This window comes from Azospirillum sp. (genome assembly GCF_035628975.1).
Taxonomy (GTDB): domain Bacteria; phylum Pseudomonadota; class Alphaproteobacteria; order Azospirillales; family Azospirillaceae; genus Azospirillum.
Map to the genome: position 1 here is coordinate 43,295 of NZ_DASPIS010000138.1, position 22,970 is coordinate 66,264.

17 protein-coding genes are annotated in these 22,970 nt (G+C 69.6%); 4 read left to right on the forward strand and 13 right to left on the reverse strand.

What is annotated here, in order from left to right; all coding sequences use genetic code 11:
• Positions 1 to 37: 37 nt before the first annotated feature.
• Positions 38 to 355 carry a cupin domain-containing protein gene (locus VD964_RS28375; protein ID WP_324871779.1) on the reverse strand — a complete coding sequence of 106 codons (318 nt, stop codon included), beginning with the start codon at positions 353 to 355 and terminating at the stop codon, positions 38 to 40.
• A 319-nt stretch (positions 356 to 674) separates the two neighbouring features.
• On the opposite strand from VD964_RS28375, the gene VD964_RS28380 reads away from it, so the two are divergent.
• From VD964_RS28380 to VD964_RS28390, 3 genes are all read left to right on the forward strand, one after another.
• Positions 675 to 3,266 carry a response regulator gene (locus VD964_RS28380; protein ID WP_324871780.1) on the forward strand — a complete coding sequence of 864 codons (2,592 nt, stop codon included), beginning with the start codon at positions 675 to 677 and terminating at the stop codon, positions 3,264 to 3,266.
• Positions 3,267 to 3,274: 8 nt separating this feature from the next.
• Complete coding sequence (locus VD964_RS28385) at positions 3,275 to 5,182, forward strand: response regulator (protein WP_324871781.1); 1,908 nt, start codon at positions 3,275 to 3,277, stop codon at positions 5,180 to 5,182.
• Positions 5,183 to 5,253: 71 nt separating this feature from the next.
• Complete coding sequence (locus VD964_RS28390; protein WP_324871782.1) at positions 5,254 to 5,436, forward strand: hypothetical protein; 183 nt, start codon at positions 5,254 to 5,256, stop codon at positions 5,434 to 5,436.
• A gap of 24 nt (positions 5,437 to 5,460) precedes the next feature.
• Here VD964_RS28390 and VD964_RS28395 read toward each other — a convergent pair whose 3' ends face one another.
• From VD964_RS28395 to tssJ, 6 genes are all read right to left on the reverse strand, one after another.
• Positions 5,461 to 5,646: a hypothetical protein gene (locus VD964_RS28395; RefSeq protein ID WP_143273396.1), complete on the reverse strand. Its 186-nt coding sequence runs from the start codon at positions 5,644 to 5,646 to the stop codon at positions 5,461 to 5,463.
• A 369-nt stretch (positions 5,647 to 6,015) separates the two neighbouring features.
• Positions 6,016 to 6,459 carry an ATP-binding protein gene (locus VD964_RS28400; protein ID WP_324871783.1) on the reverse strand — a complete coding sequence of 148 codons (444 nt, stop codon included), beginning with the start codon at positions 6,457 to 6,459 and terminating at the stop codon, positions 6,016 to 6,018.
• Between the two features lie 53 nt (positions 6,460 to 6,512).
• A complete protein-coding gene (locus VD964_RS28405) occupies positions 6,513 to 8,522 on the reverse strand; it encodes a serine/threonine-protein kinase (protein ID WP_324871784.1) in 2,010 nt (669 codons plus the stop codon).
• On the reverse strand, positions 8,504 to 12,145 hold the full coding sequence (gene tssM, locus VD964_RS28410) for a type VI secretion system membrane subunit TssM (RefSeq protein WP_324871785.1): 3,642 nt from the start codon (positions 12,143 to 12,145) through the stop codon (positions 8,504 to 8,506). Before tssM ends, VD964_RS28405 begins: the two co-directional genes overlap by 19 nt.
• A 3-nt stretch (positions 12,146 to 12,148) precedes the next feature.
• A complete protein-coding gene (gene icmH / locus VD964_RS28415; protein WP_324871787.1) occupies positions 12,149 to 13,675 on the reverse strand; it encodes a type IVB secretion system protein IcmH/DotU in 1,527 nt (508 codons plus the stop codon).
• The gene (gene tssJ, locus VD964_RS28420) at positions 13,672 to 14,376 is read right to left on the reverse strand and encodes a type VI secretion system lipoprotein TssJ (protein WP_324871788.1); all 705 of its coding nucleotides are present in this window, start codon (positions 14,374 to 14,376) and stop codon (positions 13,672 to 13,674) included. The genes icmH and tssJ overlap by 4 nt, the downstream gene beginning before the upstream one ends.
• A gap of 243 nt (positions 14,377 to 14,619) precedes the next feature.
• On the opposite strand from tssJ, the gene VD964_RS28425 reads away from it, so the two are divergent.
• Positions 14,620 to 15,366 (forward strand): tetratricopeptide repeat protein, encoded by a 747-nt coding sequence (locus VD964_RS28425; protein WP_324871789.1) that lies wholly within the window; start codon positions 14,620 to 14,622, stop codon positions 15,364 to 15,366.
• Positions 15,367 to 15,388: 22 nt separating this feature from the next.
• Here the strand turns inward: VD964_RS28425 and VD964_RS28430 are convergent, their stop codons facing one another.
• The 6 genes from VD964_RS28430 to tssC all read right to left on the reverse strand — a co-directional run bounded on the left by VD964_RS28430 (position 15,389) and on the right by tssC (position 22,964).
• Entirely contained in the window at positions 15,389 to 16,927 is a 1,539-nt protein-coding gene (locus tag VD964_RS28430; protein ID WP_324871790.1) for a class I SAM-dependent methyltransferase, read from the reverse strand.
• Positions 16,928 to 17,061: 134 nt separating this feature from the next.
• Entirely contained in the window at positions 17,062 to 18,147 is a 1,086-nt protein-coding gene (gene tssG / locus VD964_RS28435; RefSeq protein ID WP_324871792.1) for a type VI secretion system baseplate subunit TssG, read from the reverse strand.
• A complete protein-coding gene (gene tssF, locus VD964_RS28440) occupies positions 18,111 to 19,943 on the reverse strand; it encodes a type VI secretion system baseplate subunit TssF (protein WP_149223329.1) in 1,833 nt (610 codons plus the stop codon). The genes tssG and tssF overlap by 37 nt, the downstream gene beginning before the upstream one ends.
• Complete coding sequence (gene tssE, locus VD964_RS28445; RefSeq protein WP_324871793.1) at positions 19,936 to 20,412, reverse strand: type VI secretion system baseplate subunit TssE; 477 nt, start codon at positions 20,410 to 20,412, stop codon at positions 19,936 to 19,938. Before tssE ends, tssF begins: the two co-directional genes overlap by 8 nt.
• Before the next feature lie 153 nt (positions 20,413 to 20,565).
• A complete protein-coding gene (locus tag VD964_RS28450; protein WP_324871794.1) occupies positions 20,566 to 21,363 on the reverse strand; it encodes a type VI secretion system accessory protein TagJ in 798 nt (265 codons plus the stop codon).
• A gap of 50 nt (positions 21,364 to 21,413) precedes the next feature.
• Positions 21,414 to 22,964 carry a type VI secretion system contractile sheath large subunit gene (gene tssC, locus VD964_RS28455; RefSeq protein ID WP_324871795.1) on the reverse strand — a complete coding sequence of 517 codons (1,551 nt, stop codon included), beginning with the start codon at positions 22,962 to 22,964 and terminating at the stop codon, positions 21,414 to 21,416.
• Positions 22,965 to 22,970 lie beyond the last annotated feature (6 nt).

Below are 22,970 nucleotides of genomic sequence, written 5' to 3' on the forward strand. Positions count from 1 at the left end.
GACGGCGGGGGCTGGTACGCCCTGCTGTCCAGCGGCATCAGCCGGCGGGGGGCAGGTTCACCTCGATCAGCACCGTGTCCTCGACGAAATCCGCGCTGTGCCAAGCGTCCGGGTCGAATCGGATGACCATGCCCGGACGCAGGTCCACCGGCCCGGCCTCGCAGGTCAGCAAGGCGCGCCCCTCTACGACCATGACGAATTGTTCATGGGCGTGGCTGTGGCGCGGGGCGGCGGTTCCCGCCTTGAAGACCACATGGTTCAGCGATGCGCCTGCGCCAAGGAACTTGCGCCGTTCCGCTCCTCCGTCCGTCTGGGACGGGAGATCCTTCCATGTGACGACGTCTGCCTTGGGCATGCCGGGTCCCCTTCCTGCGGTGGCAACCGGTTTATACGCGCGTCGGCACCATCCGGATCTCCATCCAAGCCGGGAGATTTCGGATAGGGTCATGACTGACCGTAAGAACATCCATCTGAAAAGCAGGGTCCGGTGAACGAAACCTCGTCAGGTCTTCTGATGCGGTGCCGTAGTCCGCAGATGGGCTGAAATGATTCGATATGCCGGTTTCTGAAGGAAAGCTTAGCCTCGAAACCAGCTGTTAACGCCTGACCTTCTAAGACGATAGGGTTAGACGCGACAGCGTCGGACAATCACCCTTCGGACCGGCGGAGGCACCGTGGACGTTGCAGACACCGACCACCCGCTCCGCACTGCGGGTGCCGTCGAACCGGTCGCCGGTCGCGCCCGACTTTCCGCTTCATTTCCCGGACTTCTCGCCGGACTGGCCGGCTTCGGCACCCTGGCGGGTCTCGTCGCGACCGGGCAGGCCGCATGGCCGGTGGCCGGCGCCCTGGCCCTTGCCGGCGGGCTGGCGCTGTGGAGCGCCGGGCGGGCCGGCGGCAACGCTGCGGCGCTGGCGCGGTCGGAAGCGGCTCTGCGGCTGGCGCGCGGTGAATTGGCGGCGATGCAGGCCCGCGCCCGTGATTTCACCGCGGCCTCTCCCGGCTGGTTCTGGGAGACGGGGCCCGACCACCGCTATCTCACCCTGTCCGACCGGCTGGGGACGCTGTTGCGCTGCGATCCCGGCAGCGTGTTCGGCGAATCGCTGCTTGACCTGGGGGCTCTGGTCGATGACGAGGCGACCTGGGCCGAGTACCGCGCCGACATCGAGGCGGGCCGGCCCTTCCGCGACCTGGAGGTGAGCTTCGAAGGGGTGGACGGCCGCGACCTCGTGCTGCGGCTCAGCGCCGTGCCGGTGCGCGACGCCGACGGGCGCTTCCGCGGCTATCGCGGCTGCGGCATCGATGCCACCGCCGAAACGCTGGCGCTGGTCGAAGCGCGCTTCATGCAGGCGGTGGTGCATGACGCCATCGACAGCGTGTCGGAGGGCTTCGTGCTGTTCAGCGCCGACGGGCGGCTGCTGATCTGCAACGAGCAGTACCGCCGCGCCTATCCCACCATCGCCGACCTGCTGACCCCCGGCCGCAGCTTTGCCGAGATCCTGCGGGCGGCGGCGGAACGCGGCGGCTATGAGGGCGAGGGCGACATCGGCGCCTGGGTGGAACAGCGGCTGACCCGCCACCTCCAGCACTCCGCCCCGGTGGACGGCCGGCTGTCCGACGGGCGCTGGTACCGCATCAGCGAGCATGCGACCGGCACCGGCGGCGTGGTGAAGATCCTGATGGACATCACCGAGCTGAAGACGCGGGAGGAGGAGCTGGCCGGCCAGACCGCCCGGCTGAAGCAGAGCGTGACCGCGCTCAGGGAAAGCGAACTGCGCTACCGCCAACTGGTGGAACTGGCGCCCTACGGCATCGTCATCTGGAGCCGCAGCGCCATCCGTTTCGCCAACGGCGCCGCCGCCGCGATCCTGGGCCTCACCGCCGATGCGCTGGAAGGCCTGTCCCTGGCAAGCTTCCTGGAGGATGGCGACGCGCTGGAGGCGACTTTCGCCGCCGCGGCGGAGGGGGAGCAGCAGCGGCTGGAATGCGACGCCCTGCGCCCGGACGGCGAACGCCGCCGGCTTGAGGTCGGGGCCAGCCCCGCGATCCATGGCGGCGGCCCGGCGGTCCTGCTGGTGCTGAACGACATCACCGACCGCCGCCGGGTGGAGGGCGAGCTGCAGCGCGCCCAGAAGATGGAGGCGGTCGGCCGAATGGCCGGCGGCATCGCCCACGAGTTCAACAACATGCTGACCGCCATCGGCGGCTTCGCCCGGCTGGCGGAACGCAATCCCGCCGATCCGGACCGCGTCCTGACCTGCGTGCAGGAAATCGCCAAGGCGTCCGAACGGGCGGCGGCGCTGACGGGGCAATTGCTGGATTTCTCCCACCGCCGGGTGACGGACGAGCGGGAGGTGGTGGCGATCGCTCCACTGGTGCGCGACATGCGGGTCTTCCTGAAGCCGCTGCTGAGCGCCGGCATCGACGTGGCGATCCAGGCCGGCGACGAGAGCGCCCCTCCGGAGGCCTATGCGCTGGTCAACCCGGTCACGCTGAACCAGGCGCTGCTGAATCTGGCACTGAACGGGCGGGACGCCATGCCGGACGGCGGCACCCTGACCATCGCCCTGACGGTGGAGACGCCCGATGACGCCTTCTTCGCCCGCCACCGCGGGCTGAAGCCCGGCCGCCATGTCGCGATCCGCGTGACCGACCAGGGCGCCGGCGTTCCGTCGGCGATTCGCGACCGCATCTGGGAGCCCTTCTTCACCACGAAGGAGCCGGGCAAGGGCACCGGGCTCGGCCTGTGGATGGTCTACGGCACGGCCCAGCAGGCCGGCGGCGCCGTGGAACTGGAAGGGGAGGAGGGCCGCGGCGCCACCTTCGCCCTGTTCCTGCCGGCAGTCGATCCACCGGCCGCCCCCGCCGGGCTCGACCCGCTGCATGTCGCGGAGGGGGAGGGGGCGGTCATCCTGCTGGTGGACGACGAGGACTCGGTGCGCCGCTACCTCCGCCTCGTGCTGGAGGAGGCCGGCTGCACGGTGGTCGAGGCGTCGGACGGGCAGGAGGCGCTGGAGCGCTATGACCAGGCCGGCGGCCTGTTCGACGCGGTGGTCAGCGACGTGTCGATGCCGCGGATGAATGGGCTTGAGCTTGCCCGCGCCCTGGAGACGCGCAACCAGCTTCTGCCCATCCTGTTCCTGACCGGCTATGCCTCGCGCGAGACGGCGGCAGGGCTGACGGCCCAGGAAGGGCGGCAGATCGTGATGAAGCCGGTGGCGCCGGAGCGGCTGCTCCACGCCCTGCGCGACCTTCTGGCCTTGTGAGGACCGTGATGGAGCCCTCCCGCCACGACGACCGCGCCGACCCGGCCACTCCCTCCGCGCCGGACGATGCCGACGGGTCCGCTCCCGACGTCTGCCGGGAGCCTGCGGATTTCTACGCGGCGGCCGGCCGGGACAGCGTCGGCCGCTTCTGCCGCCGCTTCCTCGACGAGAATGCGCTGACGGCGACGGAACTGCTGCACCATCCGCGCCACCAAATCTCGTTGTCCAACACCGCCACCTTCGTCGCCATCCTGACCCAGGCGGAACGGGCGATGGAGAGGCCCGGCGGTCAGAAGGGCGCATTGACTCCGCTGGTCAACGAGATCGCCCGGTTGACGCGGGAAAGGCTGAAGGAAAATCCGCCACCCGATTTCCTTCCCGACGCCTATCCCGGCACGGCGGCGGAGCTTCTGTCCAACGGCGGCTTCCTCGGCCGCTTCCTGCTCGACGCCGCCATCACGCAGCACATCGCCACCGGCCGCAACTTTGCTGAAAAGGCTGAATCCCTGCTGGAACTCGCTGCGACCACCGAGCATCCCGACGCACTGGTCCCGCTGGAACGGCTGTTGGGCGAAATCGTTCTGAGCGATGCCGGCACCGCGTCCTGCGCGCGAGACGCGCCCTTCGTCACGTTGATCGACCTGATCGTGACGCTGATCGCCGCCGACCGGCCGATGCCGGACGACGCGCCGCCGGTCTTCCGCCGGCTGGACGCGCTGATGCGGCGGGTGCCGATGCCGGTCCTGCGCGAGGCGCTGACCGCCGCCTTCCGCCGCGAGATGGCCAAGCCCGCCTGCTTCACCATCGCCAGCGCCGGCGACATGTTCGGCATTGAGGCTGTGCAGCGCGAAATCCTGGCGCTGAGCGACCTGTCCGCCCGCCTGCGCGACCGCGAGGGCAATTACGCCGGCGGCGCCCGGACTGAAGCGGCGCTGCAGCGGCGCACCGCCCTGCTGGTCAACGAGGACACGGTCCCGGAGATCACGCGCGGCCGCAACTTCATGCAGAAGCTGCGCATCCTGTTCGTTCTGCAGAAGATGCCGCTGTCGCCCACCGCGGCCAAGGCGGTCACCGATTACCTGAAGAGCTTCTTCGACAGCCGCGACTTCGCCGGCCGACTGCTGGATTGCTGGAAGGACCGCAACGAGAAGCTGAAGGGGCTGGCGGAGGTCCAGCGCATGGTGCAGTCCAGCGCCTTCCCGGAGGAGGAGCGCGAGTATCTGGCCGGCCAGATGGACGACATCCAGAACGCCTTCCTGCGCACCCAGCGCGTGCTGGCGCCGCTGATCCAGGCGAAGGACGACCCGCCGGCCGACGCCGTGCTGGACATCGTCCGTCTGGCGGGGGAGGGGGCCTTCTGCAACGGCAAGAGCCGGCTGGCGGTTGCCCGCGTCCTCTACCGCCACTGCCACCGGCCGCGCTTCGTCCGCCATGTGCTGCTGAATGCGCCGGGCCCGAAGGAACGGGCGGCGCGGGCCGGCTGGCTGCGCCAGTCGCTGGCGATGGTCGGCGTGCCCTTCATCGACCTCGCCGCCCAGCGGGTGCTGGTGGTGGATGACGAAGACGGGCCGCGTGCCTTCGTCACCTCGGTCCTTCGTGAACTGGGCATCGGGCAGGTCGACACCGCGGTCGACGGTCATGACGCGCTGCAGCGCTTCCAGGCGGACGGGGCCGCCTACGACCTGATCGTCTGCGATTGGATGATGCCGCGGCTGAGCGGGTTGGACCTGCTGAAGCATGTGCGCGAGACGCGTAGCGACCTGCCGTTCCTGATGGTCACCGCACTCGCCACGCTGGAGGCGGTGAAGAAGGCGCTGGCCCATCAGGTCAGCGGCTATATCGCCAAGCCCTTCACGCCCGACCAGCTGGAGGAGAAGGTTTTCCTGGTCCTGGCGCAGAAGGGGATCGGGGAGTAGGGGGCCGATTCGGGGACGAAAGGGGGCGCCGGGCTGTTGTGGTGCGGAGACCCTTTGGAAGGAGCCGTCCCATGGCAGACGAGACAGCGAACGAGGGCCACGCCCTGTCCAACGAGCCGGACCGCGACATCGCCGACCCGCTCGAAGCGGCAAAGGCCGTATCGGACACCGGCAAGCCGATCACCATCGACACCGAGTCGGCGAAGCACATCGACCGTCCGGCGGAGAAGGGCAAGGCCGGGAAGAAGAAGTGAAAGGCACGGACGCTTGCGGAATGCTCAGCGCAGTTCCAGGCCCGCCTGCTTGAAGGCGCGGGCGAGGGCATCGACGATGGCCGGGTCGACCTCGCCCGTTCCGTAATCGAGATTCATGACAGCGTACCACGGCACACCGGCCTTGTTCGCCAGCATCCGTGTCGACCAGCCAAGGCGCAGGCGTGCCTCTTGGCACTGCGTCCCGGTCATGATGCGTCGACTCCACACGTTAGCGTTCGCCTTCCATGTCCCGGTCCCCGTCGGACAGTGGTAGCCCGCTCTGTACCGATGGTCGGCGATAATAATGCTGTAAAAAGCCAAGCTTGTCATGTGTCGGTTTGTTGCAAAGCGGAACGCCCTGCTTTGCCGGATTGTCATGGAAGACAAGCGGCAGACGACCGGCAAGAGGTGCATAAAGTTCGCGGGGTAATCGATTTGACCTTGCGACTGTTGGGGACTTTTCCGGCGTGGCGGAGCGGAGCCGCTGTGCTCCCGATAGTCCGAAGGCCATATCCCCTAACTTTTCAGGGGATTGCCGGAGCGTTATCCGCCGCCGAAGGTTGCGGGCAGCCGAAGTGGTCAGCCGAAGCTTTTGACGAGCTGGACCAGATTGCGGTCGCCCTCGCGCCGGTAGCTGGCGCGGTCCATTGTCTTCTTGACCAGGAACACGCCAAGGCCGCCGACGCGGCGGTCATCGACGTCGCTGGTGAGGTCGGGCGGCGGGGCGTCGGCGAAGGGATCGAAGGCGGCGGCATCGTCCTCCACCTCCGCCCGCAGTTCCGCGGTGTCCGCCTCCATCCGCACCCGGATTTCGTGCGGGCCGGCATCGTCGTAGCCGTAGGAGACGGTGTTGGTGATCAGCTCGTCGAAGCAGAGATTGAACTTGAAGGCGAGGTCTGGCGGCAGCTGGTTGCGTTCGATGAACTCGTCCACCGCTTCGGCCAAGCGTCCCAGTTCGGACAGGTCGTTGCGCAGGAGCATGTCCAGGCGGTTCGCCACGGCACCGTCAATCCGCTCATCCATGCGCCGATCTCCCTTTGACCGTTGTCGGTGTTTCCCGCATCGCGGGGAGCGTGTCAGGCCGCCGCTCCGGCGACCGCCCAGCGGCGCAGCGCCGTCACGGCGATCCGCTCGACCTCGCTCCAGCCCAGCCCGCTCGCCATTTCGGCCAGCGCCACCAGCCGGGTGCGGGCGCCGGTGTCGCCGACCGGCGCATTGCCGAGGTCGGCGGTCAGCCCAGCGACGAGGCCGTAGAGCATGGTCGACAGGCTGTGCATCAGCGGTGCGCAGTCCGGAGCGGTCAGGCGGGTGGCGAACAGGTAGAGCTGGCCGACGCCGCGCAGGCGGGCGCTGAAGCTCTCGGCCGTGCCGGCGCCGGTCGCGACCTCGCCGCGCAGTTCCTCCACCGACAGGGTGGCGAAGCGGCCGGCGGCGGCGATGAACTCCGCCACCGCATCCTGGGGCAGGCCGCCGGTGGCCTGACCACCCGTCTCGAACAGGCGCTGGGCCATGACGATCAGCTCCTCGATGTTGGCGAGGATGATGGCGACGCCGAAGCGCGCCAGCCCGTCGTTGCCGTCGGTGCAGGCGCGCAGGATCTGCGTCACCTTGCGGATGACCTGCACGGCGAACATCAGCATGGCGCTGCGGCTCTGTGCCAGTTCGGCCTCCGCCCCCAACTCCTCCAGGGCGTGCTGCAGGATTTCCAGCCGCAGGAAGTCGAGCGACAGCATCTGGATGTCCGGGTTGTCGCCGTCCATCAGCACCCGGTTCAATTCGCCGGAATAGAGGAAGAAGCGGCCGGACAGATCGAAGGCGATGCGCGCCGCCGACATCCGGGCGCGGTCGGCGGCCGGCGTTCCGGCGAGCGCACGGTTCATTGCGGCGAACAGCCGGACCAGCGGCATCCAATCCCGCCGCTGGCTTGCCGGGGCGGCGCGTGGGGCGGGGGCGGCCGAGACGATCAGTTCGGTCAGCGGCTCGATCCCGGCGCCGAGCAACACCGACTGCCAGCGCTGGGCGTCGCCGCCGGCCCCCGCCTGCCACCCAGCCAGCAGGTCGAGCAGTTCGGTCAGCTTGCGGGCGTCAATCGGCTGGCCGGGGATGGCGCGCAGGGCGGTTTCCAGCGCCGCGGCGATGGCGTCCCGGTCGCGCGCCGGGGCGGTGGCCGCCGGGATGTCGGCATTGAACAGGGTCAGTTCGGCGGCCGGAATCGCCGCCCGCATGGTGCCGGCGACGGTCAGCGCGTGGCGCAGCGACTCGGCGAACTCCGCGGCGCTGGCATAGCGGTCGGCCGGCGCCTTCGCCAGCGCCTTGAGGATCACGGTGTCGAAGGGCGGCGGCAGCTCCGGATTGCCGTGGGAGGGCGGCGGCGGCTCGACGAACAGGATCTGCTGCATCACCGTGGCGACGGAGCCGGAGAAGGGCCGCCGCTGCGCCAGCAGGTAATAGAGCACCACCCCGGCGGAGAACAGGTCGCTGCGTGCGTCGGCCTTCTCGCCACGCAGAACCTCCGGCGCCATGTAGGCGGGCGTGCCCAGCAGGTCGCCGGCCTGGGTCAGGTCGGAGGAAGAGATTTGCGCGATGCCGAAATCCGCCAGCTTCGGCGTCAGGTCGGCTTCCACCACGATGTTGGCCGGCTTGATGTCGCGGTGGATGATGTTGCGGGCATGCGCGAAAGCCAGCGCGTCCAGCACCGCCGCCATCAGCGCGCCGCCCTGCAGGGTCGACAGCGGGGTGTCGGCCTCCAGGTAGTGCTTCAGTTCCTTGCCCTGGATCAGCTCCATGGCGAGGTAGGGCGCGCCGCCGTGGGAGGCGTCGAGGGTGCCGTAGTCGTGCACCCGCACGATGTTGCGGTGGTCCAGTTTCAGCCCGATCTCCGCCTCGCGCCCGAAGCGGGCGAGCACGGCGTTGCGCTCCGCCGCGGCCAGAAGTTCGCCGCGCAGCAGCTTCAGCGCCACCGGCTGCCCGGTCCGCCCATCGGTCGCGCGGTAGACCACGCTCATGGCGCCCTGGCCCAGCACCCCTTCGACCCGGTAGGGGCCGATGGGACCGGGAAGCGCGCCGCCTACAGAGCCGTCGGGCATCGGAAACTCTCCAGCAGGTTCTTGCCGAAGGGGTTGTTCACGCTGTCGGCCCGCAGGGCGAACACCGCCTTGCGGGTGCCCACCGTCACCGCGAAGGTGAAGCGGTCGGGCTGCGGCGTGGACTCCAGCTTGCCGTCGGCGAGGAAATGGAACAGGGCCCAGGGACCCTGGCGCGAGATGCCGGCCGGCTCACCCGGCAGCGGCGGGCCGAAGCCAAGGCGCACGCTGCTGGTGCCCTCCGCCCCCGGCCACTTCATCACCTGCGGGCGGGGCGGGCCGTGCTGGTAGATCAGCGTCTGGCCGTCGACGTCCAGCGCCACCTGGGTCGCCTTGGCGTCCAGCTCCACCGGCGTGATCTCGAACACCACCTTGGCGGTGGCGGCACCGGCGGGGAACAGGCTGTCGCGGATGCGCGCCGCCCGTTCGAACTGGTCCAGCACCGCGGGCGGAATGCCGAGATCGACCTGATCCACCTTCTGCCAGGCCCAGGGGCTGACCGTCATGTCGACGAAGGGGCGCAGGTTGGTGTTGAAGAACTGGTCGATCATGCCGCCCGGCGCGAACAGCTTGGCGAAATCGGCCGCCGTCACATCCACTTGGCTGTTCGGCACCATGGGGAAGCGGTTGTCCAGCGCCGCCCGGCAGAAGGGCAGGACGGTGGATTGCCACGCCTTGTTGATCTGCGTCCGCGCGCCCCCGGCGCTGACGGTCGCGGCACTCTGCGCCACGGTGGCGACCATGCCGCCGATGGGGTCGGGCAGGTCACGGGCGAGATTGCGCAACTGCGCCGCCACCGCTCCCTTGTCGCCGCCGCCGGCAAGCCCGGCCAGCAGCGCGCCGTTCTGGTCGGGCGCGTTCGCCGCGCGGGCGATCTGCTGGTACAGCTCGCCCAGCAGCTTCAGCGAGTCGTCCAGCTTGGGCGGAGCCCCGCCTTCGCCCTGCACAAGGTCGCGCACAGCCTTGAAGTGGTCGTTGATCGGCTGACCCGGCGGCGGACCTGCCGGCTGCAGCGAGACACCGGCCAGCCGCGCCAGATAGGCGGCGTTGGTGCCGGTGGAGTCCACCGCCTTTTCGGCGGCCTGCGCCTGCTGCGCCACCCCGGCCAGCGGGCCGCCGGCAACCGGACCCTTGCCATCCGCGGGCTTGTCATTCGGTCCCGGCGCCAGCGTCGTCTCGCGCACCATGGCGGTCAGCCACAGCTTCAGCGGCGATTGCGGACCGGACAGCGTGTTCAGCACGTCGGCGGCCTGGTTCAGGCTGCGCAGCGGCACGACCACCACGTCGCCCAGCAGCTCGTCCCACTGGCGGGCGTAGCGGTCGAGATAGACGGCGAGGATGCCCTGTTCCAGCCGCTGCGCGCTGGCGACCGCCTGCGGGCCGCTGCTCGGCTGGCCCAGCACCCAGTTCTCGTCCACCAGCGCCTTGGCGACCTTGGGCAGCGCCGGCAGCACCGCCTTGTGGAAGCCGTCATAGCTGTAGAGGCCGGGCACCCCGTCCGACAACGGCTTGCCCGACGGGCGGATCAGCACGCGGCCGGCCAGCGGTCCGGCATGATCGACCAGCCGCCAGTCGGCCAGCGCCTGGATCTCCGGCCGGTCGCGCAGGATGGCGAAACCGCGTTCGGCCAGCGGATAGCGCGTCAGGCTCTGCCGCGCTTCCTCCACCAACGCCTCGTCCGGCTCCATGGATGAGAGAGGGGCGGCCAGCATGGCGTCGAGATGGATGCGCAGGTCGCGCCGCACGCCGTCATAGGCCGGGCCGGGCAGCGATGCCATCCAGTCCAGCGCCATCCATTCCGACACCAGCCCCTTGTCCAGCGGCCCCTTGCCGGCCAGCATCAGATAGACCTTCAGCGCCTGGAACAGGTATTCGGGCCGGCCGCGCTCGCGGCGCAGCTGCTCCTCCACCCGCAGGAAGACGCGCGGCAGCAGGATTGTCCGCAGCGCGCGGTCGTAGACGGTCTCGCTCTGCCGGCCGAGCCGGCCGCCCTGATAGAGGCCGCCGGTCATCTCCAGCGGCGCCGGATCGGTCCAGCCGGTGGGGATGGCGCGCAGCGTGTTCAGCGGCGGCACGATGGTGATGAAATCGGTGTCGTCGACCTTGGCCAGCGACCGCGGCGCGGTGGCGAGCGGCGCCAGCTCGGCCTGTGCCTTGGCGGCGGCGGCATCGACCCCGGCGACCAGCGCGGCATTGCCGGTGAAGCTGTTGGCCCAGAAGGCGGCGACCCCCAGCCCGGCCAGCAGCATGGCGATCATCGCCCCGCCGCGCAGCAGGCGCCGCCGCCGCTCCAGCCCGGAATTGGTGCCGACCAGCCCGGCCTCGGCGAAGACCACCTCGCGCAGGGTGCGAGTCAGGAAGAAGCTGCGCCCGCCGCTGGCCGCCGGCAGGACCGGACGGTCGAGCCCGAAGGAGCCCGCCACCATTTCCGACAAACGGTCGACCGGCGCGCCGTCCTGGGTGCCGCTGGTCAGGTAGACGCCGCGCAGCAGCGCGCGCTCCTCGTAGCGGTTGGGCTCGAAGATGACCATCAGCAGGTCGGCGATGGCCGGCTTGAGCGCCGCGATCTGCGCCGGGAACAGGGTGTCGAGCGAGCGGCGCTGGATATCGGACTCGCCATGGACGCGGTCGAGCACGCGGCGGGCGATGCGCCCGGTCATCGCGTCGAACTCCGCACCGAACCGGTAGACCGGTGCGTCGTCGCCGGTCTTGCCGTCGTCCAGCGGGAAGGTGACGCCCCAGACCTGCTCGCGCTCCTCGCGGCTGAGATCGTCGAAAAACTCGGCGAAACCGGCGATCAGGTCGGCCTTGGTCAGCAGCACATAGACCGGGACCCGCGACCCGATCTGTCCGCGCAGCTCCTTCAGCCGCAGCTTCAGCTGTTCGGCGTGGCCCTTGCGCTCCGGCTCGCTCCAGACCGCGAGGTCGGCGAGGCTGACGGCCAGCAGGATGCCGTTGACCGGCTGGCGCGGGCGGTGGCGCTTCAGCAGGGCGATGAAGTTCTTCCAGACCTTGCCGTCGATGGTCGGCTGGCTGTCCTGGGTGATGTAGCGGCCGGCGGTGTCGATCAGCACCGCCTCGTCGGTGAACCACCAGTCGCAATTGCGGGTGCCGCCGACATCACGCAGCGCCGACCGCCCCATCTCCGCGGCGAGCGGGAAGCGCAGGCCCGAGTTCGCCAGCGCCGTTGTCTTGCCGGCCCCCGGCGCGCCGATCAGCAGATACCAGGGCAGCTGGTAGAGATAGCGCTGCCCCCAGGTGCCGCCGAAGCGCGCCTTGCGCAGTTGGTCCAGCGCCTCGCGCAAGCGGCCGCGCAGCAGGTCGGTCTCCTGGCCGACGGCGTCCGAATCCGGATCGCCCTTTGCGGCCGGCGTTGCCTTGGCGAGCGCCTGCACCATGCGGTCGTTGGCGCTGCGGTGGCGGTAGAGCGACCATTGCATCGCCAGCGCCCAGGCCAGCAGGATGCCGAAGACCACGGCCAGTCGGACGGTGGCGTCCTCCAGCGGGAAGGCGCCCGACACGGCGACGAGCGGTCCCAGGAACCAGACGATGGCGCCCAGGCACAGCGCCGCGACCAGCGTCAGGAACCAGCGGGAGGTCAGGGCGGACAGGATCGACTTCAGCATCGGTCAGGGCGCCAGAAGGATGTCGACGCGCCGGTTGGCCTGCCGGCCCTCCGCCGTCGTGTTGGGGGCGATCGGGTCGGTGTCGCCGCGCCCTTCGGCGCTCAAGCGGCTTCCATTCTCTTTTCCGGCATCGGCGCCCAGGATTTCCGTCATCAGCTGTTGCACCCGGAAGGCGCGCGCCTCCGACAATTCCTGGTTGGAGGGATAGCGCAGCGAACGGATGGCGACGTTGTCGGTGTTGCCGATCACGGAGATGCGGCCCGGCTCCTTGCGCAGCGCCTCGGCGACATGCCTGAACACCTCGACATAGCGCGGCTCGATGCGGTCGCTGCCCGACGCGAAGACGTTCAGGCGGGTGCGGACCAGCACGCGGCTGTCGGTGCCGCCGCTGACCTCCACCAGACCGGCCTTGATGTCGGCGGCAAGCGCCAGGGCGACGCGGTCGGCCACGGTCTGGCGGGGCGGTGGGGTGGGGAGGGTGACCGGCGGCGCGATGCGGGCGATCTGCACCGGTTGGTCCGGGATCACCGTGGCCAGACGGCGATAGGCGGCGTCGGACTGGTCGGCCAGCGCGAAGACGAACCAGGCATAGAGCGCGGCCAACAGCGCCGCGATCAGCACGGCCGGCAGCCACAGCGGCACCGTCGCCGCCAGCGGGCGGAAGCCGTCGGCCTGACCGCGCCAGTGGGGAGACAGGTCGCGCTCCGCCTCGCCACGCTGTTTGCGGATGACGCGGTAGAGCCGGTCGCGCAGCTTCGCCAACTCGCTGTAGCCGCGCTGGGAGACACGGAACTTGCCCTCGAAGCCCAGCGACAGGCAGAGGTAGAACAGTTCCAACTCCATCAGGTGGCGGTCCGGCACTTCGGCCATCTGGTCGAGCAGGTCGAAGAAGCGCTCGCCGCCCCAGGTCTCCTTCTGGATGGTGGAGACGAGGCTTTTGTGCGCCCACAGGCTCTGGTTGCCCCAGGAGGTCGCCAGCACCACGTCGTCCACCGTCGCGCACAGCGCGTAGCCGGCATTGCGGATCTGGGTGGCGGACAGGCCGGCGCGGACGGTCGCCGCCTCGAACCGCTGCATCTCGGCGATGACGCGCTCGCGTAAGGAATCCACGTCGCGGTGCTGCGCCAAGTCGCGCACCCGCACCACCATCGCCAGGATAGGAGCCGCGGCGGTGACCAGCGGGTTGTCGCTGACCGCCGTCAGAGCCGTCAGCGCCGCATCGTCGAGCGGCCGGAAACCGGGGGAAAGCGGCGCCGACATCGCGGGCGCGGGTGCCGGGGCTTGCGGGGCAGCCGGCTTCGGCGTGGTGAAGGCGGCGGGCGAGAAGGCGGAGGGGGCGGAGAAGGGCTGCGCGCTCTGGCCGAAGGCCGGCGGCACCAGCCCGGCCGACCCGCCGGAGAAGGGCGGCGGAGAGGCAGGGGCGGCAGTGGGCGCGACCGGGCGCTGGAACGCCATCGGCTGCATCACCGTGGCGTCGATGTCGTCCGGCTCCTCGAACGGGTTCTTGTCGGGCGGCGGCCGGACGCTCATGACGCCCCCTTCAGGATCAGGTTGTGCGTTGCCGCGGGCGGCTGGTCGGCGGCGGGCTTCGGCGTGGCGTCCGGCTTTTCGGCGTTTGGCTTCTCGGCGCTGGGCTTATCGCCGGCCGGCTTTTCGGCCTCCGGCTTTTCGGCTTCCGGCTTGGCATCCTCCGCCTTGGCGTCAGCCGGGGCGTCGGTGCCGGCGTTTGCGCCGTCGCCGGGGACGAGCGTGATGGTGCTGGCGGTGGCGGTCAGGACGAAGCTGTTGGCCTTGTTCGGCTGGATCGGCTGCATGGCGCGCCAGCCCGCCTCCTCGTAGGCGCGGAAGGCGGCGGCGACGGCCAGCGTCTTCACGTCCGGCTTGGGCTGGACGGTCACGGTCTGCCGGCTGTCGGGCGGCACTGCCAGTTCCTGCCGGTCGAGCAGGGTGGGGCCGAGAGTCGCCTTGTCCTGGTCGATGACTTGGAAGAAATCGGCGTTGGCGAAAGCGTCGCTGGGGCCGAGCTGGTAGAGCCGCAGCATCACCGGAGACGGCCGGCCGTTGGGATCGGGATTCAGCGCCTTTGCCCCCACGACCGTCAATTGGATCGTGGTCGGCGGCGGGGGAGGCGGCGGAGCGGAGGAGCAGGCGGCAAGCGCCGGCACTGCGGCCAGGACGGCAGCGGACCAAATCGTCTTCCGGATCCGCATCCAGCCGGCAATCCTCAGCATCACCACACCTTTCCCCTTATACGAACGGGTATAGCAGGGCGCGAATGGATGGTCATCCTTAACCAAAGGCGCCTGCTTGACAATTCCTCGACCGCCGGCTGGGGAGGTTGAACGCCGCGCGCCGGGGGGACAAACTCGGGCGCAGGGGCTGTTCCGCAACTGTGCGGCGAATGGAATAAATCCCGTTCGCGCGCTGTTGGTGGGGCGAGAGCTCGGGGGACAATTGCCGAAGGTGCCAGCGCCATGTCCAAGCTTGCCATGCCCACGCTCTGGACCCGGATGAAAGCCGAACTGGGCAACAGCGAGGCGCAGTACCAGCTCGCCGAAACGCTGCGGTCGGGCGATGTCGCCGCCGCGATTCCCTGGTATCGGCGTGCGGCTCGCCAGGGCCATGTCGCGGCCCAGACCATGCTGGCCTTCCTGCTCGCCAACGGCATCGGCGTGCCGCCCGATCCGGGCCGGGCGGTGTCCTGGTACCGCCGCGCCGCTGCGAAGGGCGATGTCGGGGCGCAGAACAACCTTGGCTACATGCATGAACATGGTGCCGGCGTGCCGTGCAACCCGGCAAAGGCGGCGCTGTGGTACCGGCTGGCCGCCCTGCAGCAGTCGGCCGCCGCCCAGGTCAATCTCGCCCTGCTTCTGCTCGACGGCCGCGGCGTGGACCGGGACGAGGCGGAGGCCGTCCATTGGCTGCGCGCCGCCGCCGGGCAGGGCCATCCCGCCGCCCAATACCGCCTTGCCCTGTGCCTGCACGAGGGTGTCGGCACTGGGCGCGACGCCGCCGAAGCCGCCCTGTGGATGCAGGCCGCGGCGGCTGCCGGCGACCGCGATGCGCTGGCCGCGCTCGCCGCCATGCGCGCGGACGCGGCTCCCGCCGTTCCTGACGACGTGGACGGCGAGGGCTGGGAAGAGGAGGCGATCGGCTGGCAGCATCAGGCGGAACGGCGCCCGATGCAGGGCGCCCATGCCGGAGCGATGCCGCCGGGCTGACACCCGTCGATCCTCCTCATCATCAGATCATGCCCAGCTTGCGCCAGACCGACAGGCTGTTGGCCATGCACCAGCCCATGCTGTCGGCGATGGCCTTGCGGCTGGCATCGTCGGCGTTCTCCGGTGCGTCCAGACGGCGCATGGCGTGGGCGACCAGCGCGTCCAGCGTCTCCGGCACGCCTTCGCTGAGGCCGTCATAGAGCAGCGCCTCCATCGTGCTGACATGCAGGCCGGCGCCGCCGATCGATGCGGCCAGCGCGGTGCTCTTGCGGCCCTCGCTGGTGGCGAGTTCGTTGGCGGCGGCGCGGTTGTGGGCCAGCACGCCGGGTAGCGGCGTCACCGTTTCCGGCGGGTTCGGAACAGGAATGGCTTGGCTGGAGCCGGTCAGCATGCCGGCGATCTCCACCGCCGAAAGATTGCCGCCGGCCCGCCGGATTTCCGGCAACTCCATCAGGTCGCCGATGCGGCGGGGGCCCTCGGCCAGCGCGTCGAAGATCGGCTCGTAATGCTTGGCCTCCAGCGTCGCCTCGCCCAGCGGCACCTGGATGGTGGTGCGGGCATCGGCGCGCGGGATGATCATCGCCATCGCCATGTCCATCAGCATCGCGTCGCGCTTGGCCACGCTGATCCGCCGGGCGCCGCGGACGAACACGTCGCGGCGGAAGGGGCGGCCGACGCAGTAGTCCTTGAAGGTCTCGCGCAGGCTGGGCACGCCGATGCTGTCCAGCGCCGTGCGCTGGTCGGGCGTCAGTGACAGGTCCGGGTAGTTCTCGAACAGGGTGGCGGAACCGGCATAGGTCAGCTTCGCCTCGCCCAGTTCGCGCGCGACATCGACATGGTAGAGCGGCTGCCAGCTGCCGTTCAGATACTCATGCGCCAGATAGACAGACTGTTCGGTGCTGTTCTTGGCCTTGGTCTCGCCGCGCAGCTTGCCGAACATCGCCTCGTCGCCGAGGATCTTGGCCCCGGCCTTGTAGAGCTGCTCGGCGAAGTCCAGGCCGGCCTTCACCTGCACGTCGCTGCGCTGGTGAACCAGTCCGGAATATTCGTACAGCAGGCGCTGCAGCGGCATCATCGGCGCCCAGCCCGGCATCGCGTTGTAGCTGACATAGACCAGCCCGCCCGGCTTCAGCTTCTTCGCCAGGAAGCGCGCGATGGCGCCGCGGTTCATCGGGCTGACCCAGCTGTAGACGCCGTGCAGCGTGACGAAGTCGAACTCCGGCAGGTCCGGCCCCTCGCCATCGGCCATCTCGGCGAAGCTCGCCTCATGGAAGCTGATGTTGGTCAGGCCGGCCGCCTCGGCGGCATCGCGGGCGCGGGCGATGTGGGCGGGGTGGAAGTCCACCGCATGGAACCGCCCCTGCGGGTTGGCCGCCGCGAACAGCGCCACCGTCGTGCCGTGGCCGCAGCCGAGCTCGCAATAGTCGAAGCCGTTCGCCGTCGAGGGCGGGGCGATGCCGTTGATCAGGCAGCTCAGCGTCAGATGCGCGGGCCCCTGTTCGCGGTAGAAGCCCGGCAGATATTCGATGTCCGACACATAGCCGGCGCTCCAGTCGCTCATTGGGTCCTCGTCGTTCTACGGGGTGCTGAGTGCGCGGTGCCCCCTCCCCCTCCCTCCCCCGCTTCGCGGAAGAGGGGGCAAGTAGTCCCTCTCCCGCGAAGCGGGGGAGGGAGGGGGCCCCGCGTCCGCACGCCTCACAAATCCTGCATCGGAAAAACCGCGTCCTTGCGCTCGACCGGGCTCGGCGCGTGCAGCACCCAGCCGTTCCAGCCCAGACGCGAGGCCTTGGGATCGTCGTCGCCGGCGGCCAGCCGGGCGGCGGGCACCTCGGCCGCCTGCAGGCTCACCTGAAGCTCGAAATCCAGCTCCGGCCCGACATACATGCGGACCAGATCCTGCAGCTTCCGGAACTCGCGGCCTTCCGGCATGAAGTCGCGGAACTGGTCGTGGTTCAGGGGGCCGATGCGCAGGCGGAACTTGCCTTGGACATCCCAGGCGCGGTCGCCGGCCAGCGCGTCGATCCCCAGCCGGCAATGCTGGCCCTCGGGGTCCGACAGGCTGGGCAGGCGCGTCTGCCCGTCCGGCGCGATCGGCAGCCAGCCGCCGACGAAGCTCTCCACCGTCACCGGCCGGCCGAGGAAATCGGACAGCATCTCCTGCAGATCGTTGGCCGAGCGCGTGCCCCGCGACATCAGGCCGGAATAGTGCAGAAGCGTCTCGTCCTCCACCACCAGCCGCTTGGCGAGCGAGGGCTGGCCGATGCCGACGAAGCTGGACAGCGTGGTGCTGACGGGGTCCGGTTTGCGCTGGCCCTGGCCGCGCTCGAAGGACACCGGCAGCCGGTATTTGGCCCAGGCGCGGTAGAACAGCGAGAAGCTGCGGTGGTGGAAGACGTCGAAGAAGTCGCGCAGCGCCCGGTTCCGCTCGCGCAAAGACCGGATCATCAGTTCGGTATAATGCTGCGGCAGAACGCCCAGCGGACCGACCAGCCCGAGGAAGGCGCCCACCACCGTCGGCGGCCGGCCATCCACCCCCGGCTCCGCCCCGGCCACCTGGTTGCCGGGGAAGGTCAGCGAGGTCTCGGCGCGCAGGCGCACCACCTCCTCGCGCGGGTCATGGTCGTGGCCCACGGCATGGCGGCGCGTGTTGCGCGGATCGCGCGCATCGCGCCGGGCCTGCCATTCCAACACCCGCACCGCCTGGAAGAAATCGAAGCGGTGGGGGGCGCGGAACAGCCGGTCGATTACAGAAGCGGGCGGTTGCCGGCGCGGGCGGGCCATGTGCGGAGCACTCCGGTGCGGCCCTTGACCGTAGCGGTCAGCCGCGTGAAGGAATTGATCGAGCAGTACAGCCCCAGGAAATGGTCGAGGATCATCGCCAGCAGGAACATGCCGCTGCCGCTGAAGCGTTGCGGGTCGAATTCGATGCCGACGTCGATGCCGCGGCACATGGCGTCGCCCCAGGCGACATCGCCCGGCCGGGACGGCGCCCGCGCGGTGCCGCGTTTGGTCGTCACCTTGACGATGCCGTCGGCGATGCCGCGGGTCTCGGCCGAATCGCGGAAATCGTAGAGCCGCAGGATCTCGCGCAACGCCTCCGTCCCCTCCGCCCCGCCGGAGATCGACAGGTGGTTCAGCAGCAGGTGTGAGACGAGGCGCCAGCGATGGCCCTTGCGTTCGGCGATGCGCAGGGTCGGCGTCGGCGGCGTCAGGCAGGACAGACCGGCGACCGCCGCCATCCCCTCCGTCAGCTTCAGATGCGGGTGACCGCCGCCATAGGGCAGCTGTCCCGGCAGATCGCGGTTGAGGCAGGTCGTCTCCACCGACAGCACGGATTCCGCCGGGCTCGACGGGTCGAAGTCGAGATCGACCAGCGCCAGATGCACCTCCGTGCCGGGATCGCGCCCGCCGGCCGGGCGGCGGCTGGCGGTGTAGTAGGTGCGGCTGACCGCTTCGACGCCGCCGTGGCGCAGGCCGTAGAAGGGCAGGAAGCGCCGCTGCTTGCCGTCGGGATCGGTGGCCAGCACGCTGTCGACCGAATAGACCTCCAGCGCGCCGGGGCGGCGGGCATCGGGAACCACGCGGTGCTCGTGCTGGGTCTGGGTCAGGGCCACCGGCTCCGCCCGCTGGCGGAACAGGTTGACCACCGGGGTGCAGCCCAGCGCGAAGTTGTCCTTCGACACCGCGCGCTCCAGGTCGCCGTCGGTGTTGTTCAGGTAGATGAAGATCTCCAGCGTGTTGCCGGCGCGGCGCAGCACCTTCGGCGATACATGCAGGTCGAAGAACAGGAACTTCTCCGGGAAGGCGAAATACTCGGTCAGCAGCCGGTAGCCGCCATGGGAGCGGGCGGGGTAGGGCAGCATGCCCTCCTCGTCGCGGAATCCCACCGGGCGGATGGCGTCGGGGCCGAGAATCACCGCGTTCGGATCCTGCGGGTCGTCGGCCAGCGCCACCGAGACGGCATTGTTGAAGATCAGCTCGTGCAGGGCATAGACCTGCTGCGGCTGGCCGCGCAGGAAGAAGCGCAGGGTGTCCGGCGCCAGTTCCGTGAAGGTCATCTCCGGCACGCGGCAGCGCAGGGTGAGGCGCAGCGAGGCCACCGCGTCGCCCGCCCGCGGGTTGGGCGGCGCCACCAGCGGCCGCCCGGCGAGCACCGCCTGGTCCAGTTCGATCGGCCACAGCGTCGCGGGATAGACGGTGCGGAAGCGGCAGGTTTCCCCGCGCAGCGCCTCCGTCTCCAGCTCCGTCCCCTTCGGCACGGTGTGCGAGCCGGTGAGGTCCGCGCTGCTCTTCATCTGCACCACCGCCATCGACGGGATCGGCGCCAGATAATGCGGGTAGAGCACGTCGAGCAGCGTGTCCACCAGTTCCGGATACTCGTCGTCCAGCTTGCGGCTGATGCGGGCGTTGAGGAAGGCGACGCCCTCCAGCAGGCGGGCGACGTGCGGGTCCTCCACCGCATCGGCGCTGAGCCGCAGCCGGCCGGCGATCTTCGGATGCGCCTCCGAGAACTCCGCCGCCATGCGGCGCAGATAGGTCAGCTCGCGGTTGTAGTATGGGAGGAGTTCGTCAGCCACGGGCCTTGCTCGTCACGGTGACCATGTTGGAGGTGGGATCGACCACCGAATCGAAGACCATCGGCTCGGGTGCCGGGTCGGCATGGATCAACGCCTCGATCCGGAAGCGCAGCGTGCGGTCGGCCGGGTCGCTGTTGTCGATCATGGACACCGCCAGATGGGCGAAGCGCGGCTCCCACCGCCGGATCGCCGCCTCGATCTGCGCCACCACCTCGCGCCGCCGGGATTCGGTGGCGACATTCTCGACCAGCAGGTCGTGGCAGCCATAGCCGAGGATCGAATCCGCCAGTTCCGTCAGGTCGTCCGGCCAGCCCAGCACCCGCCGCCGGGTGTTCAGCAGGTTCTCCAGGTCGCGCCGGATCGCCGCCCGCAGGTCCGCCACGGTGTGCGGCCGCGGCGCCACGTGCTCCGGCGTGTCGTCGAGCAGACGGTCCAGGACGGACAGGGTGATGGACTGGTTGCGATCCATGGAGTGGCTTTCGGAGGTGCTTTCTCGCTTGCCCCCTCCCCATCCCTCCCCCGCTTCGCGGGAGAGGGGGTAGGAACCTTGCGAGTTGCGGCGGCAGTTCCCTCTCCCGCAAAGCGGGGGAGGGTTAGGGAGGGGGCACCGGCATCAGGAACTTTACACCGCCCCCGAGAACTCCAGCGTCCCCAGCTGCAGCATCGGCACGCTCTCCTCGCCGACGAGGAAGCAGCGCTGGCCCTGGCCGCGCACCGGCGCGTCTTCCGACCAGTCCGTCACCCGGCCCAGCTTTACCGCGGCGTCCGCCTCGGCCGGCGTGCCGCCGTAGAGCGTGGGCAGATAGACCTCGCCGTCCGGGCCGCCGCGCACCACCATGTGTGCCGGGCGCCACAGCAGGTCGCGCGGACGCTGGGGCGCCCGGAACTCGACCTGCTCCACCGTCTCGGTGGCGATCCAGAAATACTTGCCGGTGCTGGTGTAGACCTCGAAGAAACCGCCGGACAGGTCGTCCAGATCGCGGAAATCGTCGAAGGGCGTGCCGTCATGGCTGCCGGACACCGGCGGGCGCATCTCCTCGGCCTGGGCCAGCTTCGCCACCGCGTCGGCGGTGTCGCCGGAGCGCAGCGCGACCAGCGCCTCCAGATGCAGGCGCAGATGGTCGGCCGGCTGGTCGATGAATTCCGGCACGCGGCCGTCGGCGAACAGCTGGCGCCGCGCCTGTTCGGCCCGCACCAGCTGGCGGAACAGCGCCATGGTGACGGCCACCTGCGGCTCCTGCGTGCCGATGGTGTCGAGCTGCAGGTCGGTGCGCTCCAGATTGCCGGCGAAGCTCAGCAGCTCGGCCAGGAAGACGCGGCGGTCGAGATCGGTCGGGTTCTTCTTGATCTCGCCGTTCAGCGTGGTGATCGCCTCGTCGAGGCGGCCCGCCTGGAACAGTTGGGCTGCGGTTTCGCTCATGGTCTGTATCTCTCCCTGGATGGAGCGCCTGACTTCGGTTGACGGTCGGGTCAGGCCGCGCCGCCGGTTTGGGCCAGTTCGGTCACCAGCTTGAAGGTCGAGAAGACCTGATCCAGCTGGAAGTGCGGCCGAAGATGGATGACGCATTGGTAGTTGCCGGGCTTGCCCGGAATGGCGCGGACCTGGATGCTGCCCTCGCGCAAGGGATAGCGGGCCTTCTGGTCCAGGCTGGCGTCGTCGTTGCCCAGGCAGTAGCCGTGCAGCCAGCTCTGCAGGTCGCGTTCGCATTCCTCCGGCGTGACGAAGGAGCCGACGCGGTCGCGCACCATCACCTTCAGGAAATGGGCGAAGCGCGCGATGCAGAACATGTAGCGCAGCATCGCCGACAGCCGGGCGTTGGCCGTCGCCGTGGTGGTGGTGAACTGGCCGACCCGTTGGACCGACTGGTTGCCGTAGAAGACCAGATAGGGCGTGTCCTTGCAGCGGCTGACCGGGATGAAGCCGAGATCGTCGAGATCGCGCTCCAGCTGGTCGGAGATCGACACTTCGACCGAGAATTTCTGCGCGACCTTGATGCTGTCGGTGGCGAAATCCGGCACCACCAGCTCGGTCACCAGCCCGCCGCCCACCACGTCGCGCTGGGCGCCGCGGATGTCGGCGAACCAGCCATGCTGCAGGTAGGAACGGATCAGCACGGTGCCGAAGGCATAGACGGCATTGCCCCAGCAATGATCCTCCAGCCGCATGCCGCCCTCGCCACCGACCGATTCCTCGCGGAAGCGGAAACCGTGGCGGGCCTGCGGATCGTCGCCATAGGGCTCGCGCATCAGCACGCGCGGCAGGGCCACGCCGACGAACCGCGAATCCTCGGTTTCCTGGAAGCGCTGCCAGCGCTGGTATTCCGTCTGCCGCAGCACCGATTTCAGGTCGAGCGGCAGGCCGAGCTCGTGGAAGGTCTCCAGACCGAACAGCTCGGGCGCCGCGCCGACGATGGCCGGCGCGAAGGCGGCGGCGGCGACCTGGGCCAGCCCCTTGAGGCCGGACACGTCGTCGGTCGGCCGCTCCTTGGTCGGGCGATGCTGGACGGCATAGTCGCACAGCAGCACGCCGAAGGGGCGGCCGCCGGGCATGCCGAATTCGTCGCTGTAGACCTTGTTGAACAGCTGGCTCTGGTCGAACTCGATGGCGCGTTCCTGGTCGCGGCACAGTTCGGGCCAGGTCAGGTTGAGCAGGCGCAGCACCACCGTCTCGGCGTTCTGCGCCTGCTTCACCAGCGTGCGCACCCCGCGCCACGAGCCTTCCAGCGACTGGAAGCGCTTGTGGTGCAGGATGGCGTTGACCTGTTCGGACAGCAGCGCGTCGATCGCCGCGATGTCGCGGTCGAGCGCGGCGCGCAGCTTGTCCAGGCTGTCATGAACGGGAAGCGTGATGCCGAACCACAGCCGCAACGCCTCCCCGGGGTCATTGGCCGCCAGGAAGGCGTCGAGCGAGCCGGCATCGTCGCGGCCGAGCGCCATGTCGACCGCCCGCAGACGCAACGGCCGTTCAAGGACCGTCGCCTCCGCATCGTCGGCATGAATTTCGGCCGCGTGCCCGGTCATGCGGTT

What these genes read in the sequence shown, in the direction of transcription:
- VD964_RS28450 (WP_324871794.1), bottom strand. Translation starts at nt 21,363, where the DNA reads ATGAGCGAAACCGCAGCCCAACTGTTCCAGGCGGGCCGCCTCGACGAG.
- tssM (WP_324871785.1), bottom strand. Translation starts at nt 12,145, where the DNA reads ATGCTGAAGTCGATCCTGTCCGCCCTGACCTCCCGCTGGTTCCTGACG.
- VD964_RS28430 (WP_324871790.1), bottom strand. Translation starts at nt 16,927, where the DNA reads ATGAGCGACTGGAGCGCCGGCTATGTGTCGGACATCGAATATCTGCCG.
- icmH (WP_324871787.1), bottom strand. Translation starts at nt 13,675, where the DNA reads ATGAGCGTCCGGCCGCCGCCCGACAAGAACCCGTTCGAGGAGCCGGAC.
- VD964_RS28390 (WP_324871782.1), top strand. Translation starts at nt 5,254, where the DNA reads ATGGCAGACGAGACAGCGAACGAGGGCCACGCCCTGTCCAACGAGCCG.
- VD964_RS28385 (WP_324871781.1), top strand. Translation starts at nt 3,275, where the DNA reads ATGGAGCCCTCCCGCCACGACGACCGCGCCGACCCGGCCACTCCCTCC.
- VD964_RS28375 (WP_324871779.1), bottom strand. Translation starts at nt 355, where the DNA reads ATGCCCAAGGCAGACGTCGTCACATGGAAGGATCTCCCGTCCCAGACG.
- tssE (WP_324871793.1), bottom strand. Translation starts at nt 20,412, where the DNA reads ATGGATCGCAACCAGTCCATCACCCTGTCCGTCCTGGACCGTCTGCTC.
- VD964_RS28395 (WP_143273396.1), bottom strand. Translation starts at nt 5,646, where the DNA reads ATGACCGGGACGCAGTGCCAAGAGGCACGCCTGCGCCTTGGCTGGTCG.
- VD964_RS28405 (WP_324871784.1), bottom strand. Translation starts at nt 8,522, where the DNA reads ATGCCCGACGGCTCTGTAGGCGGCGCGCTTCCCGGTCCCATCGGCCCC.
- tssC (WP_324871795.1), bottom strand. Translation starts at nt 22,964, where the DNA reads ATGACCGGGCACGCGGCCGAAATTCATGCCGACGATGCGGAGGCGACG.
- tssG (WP_324871792.1), bottom strand. Translation starts at nt 18,147, where the DNA reads ATGGCCCGCCCGCGCCGGCAACCGCCCGCTTCTGTAATCGACCGGCTG.
- VD964_RS28425 (WP_324871789.1), top strand. Translation starts at nt 14,620, where the DNA reads ATGTCCAAGCTTGCCATGCCCACGCTCTGGACCCGGATGAAAGCCGAA.
- VD964_RS28400 (WP_324871783.1), bottom strand. Translation starts at nt 6,459, where the DNA reads ATGGATGAGCGGATTGACGGTGCCGTGGCGAACCGCCTGGACATGCTC.
- tssJ (WP_324871788.1), bottom strand. Translation starts at nt 14,376, where the DNA reads ATGCTGAGGATTGCCGGCTGGATGCGGATCCGGAAGACGATTTGGTCC.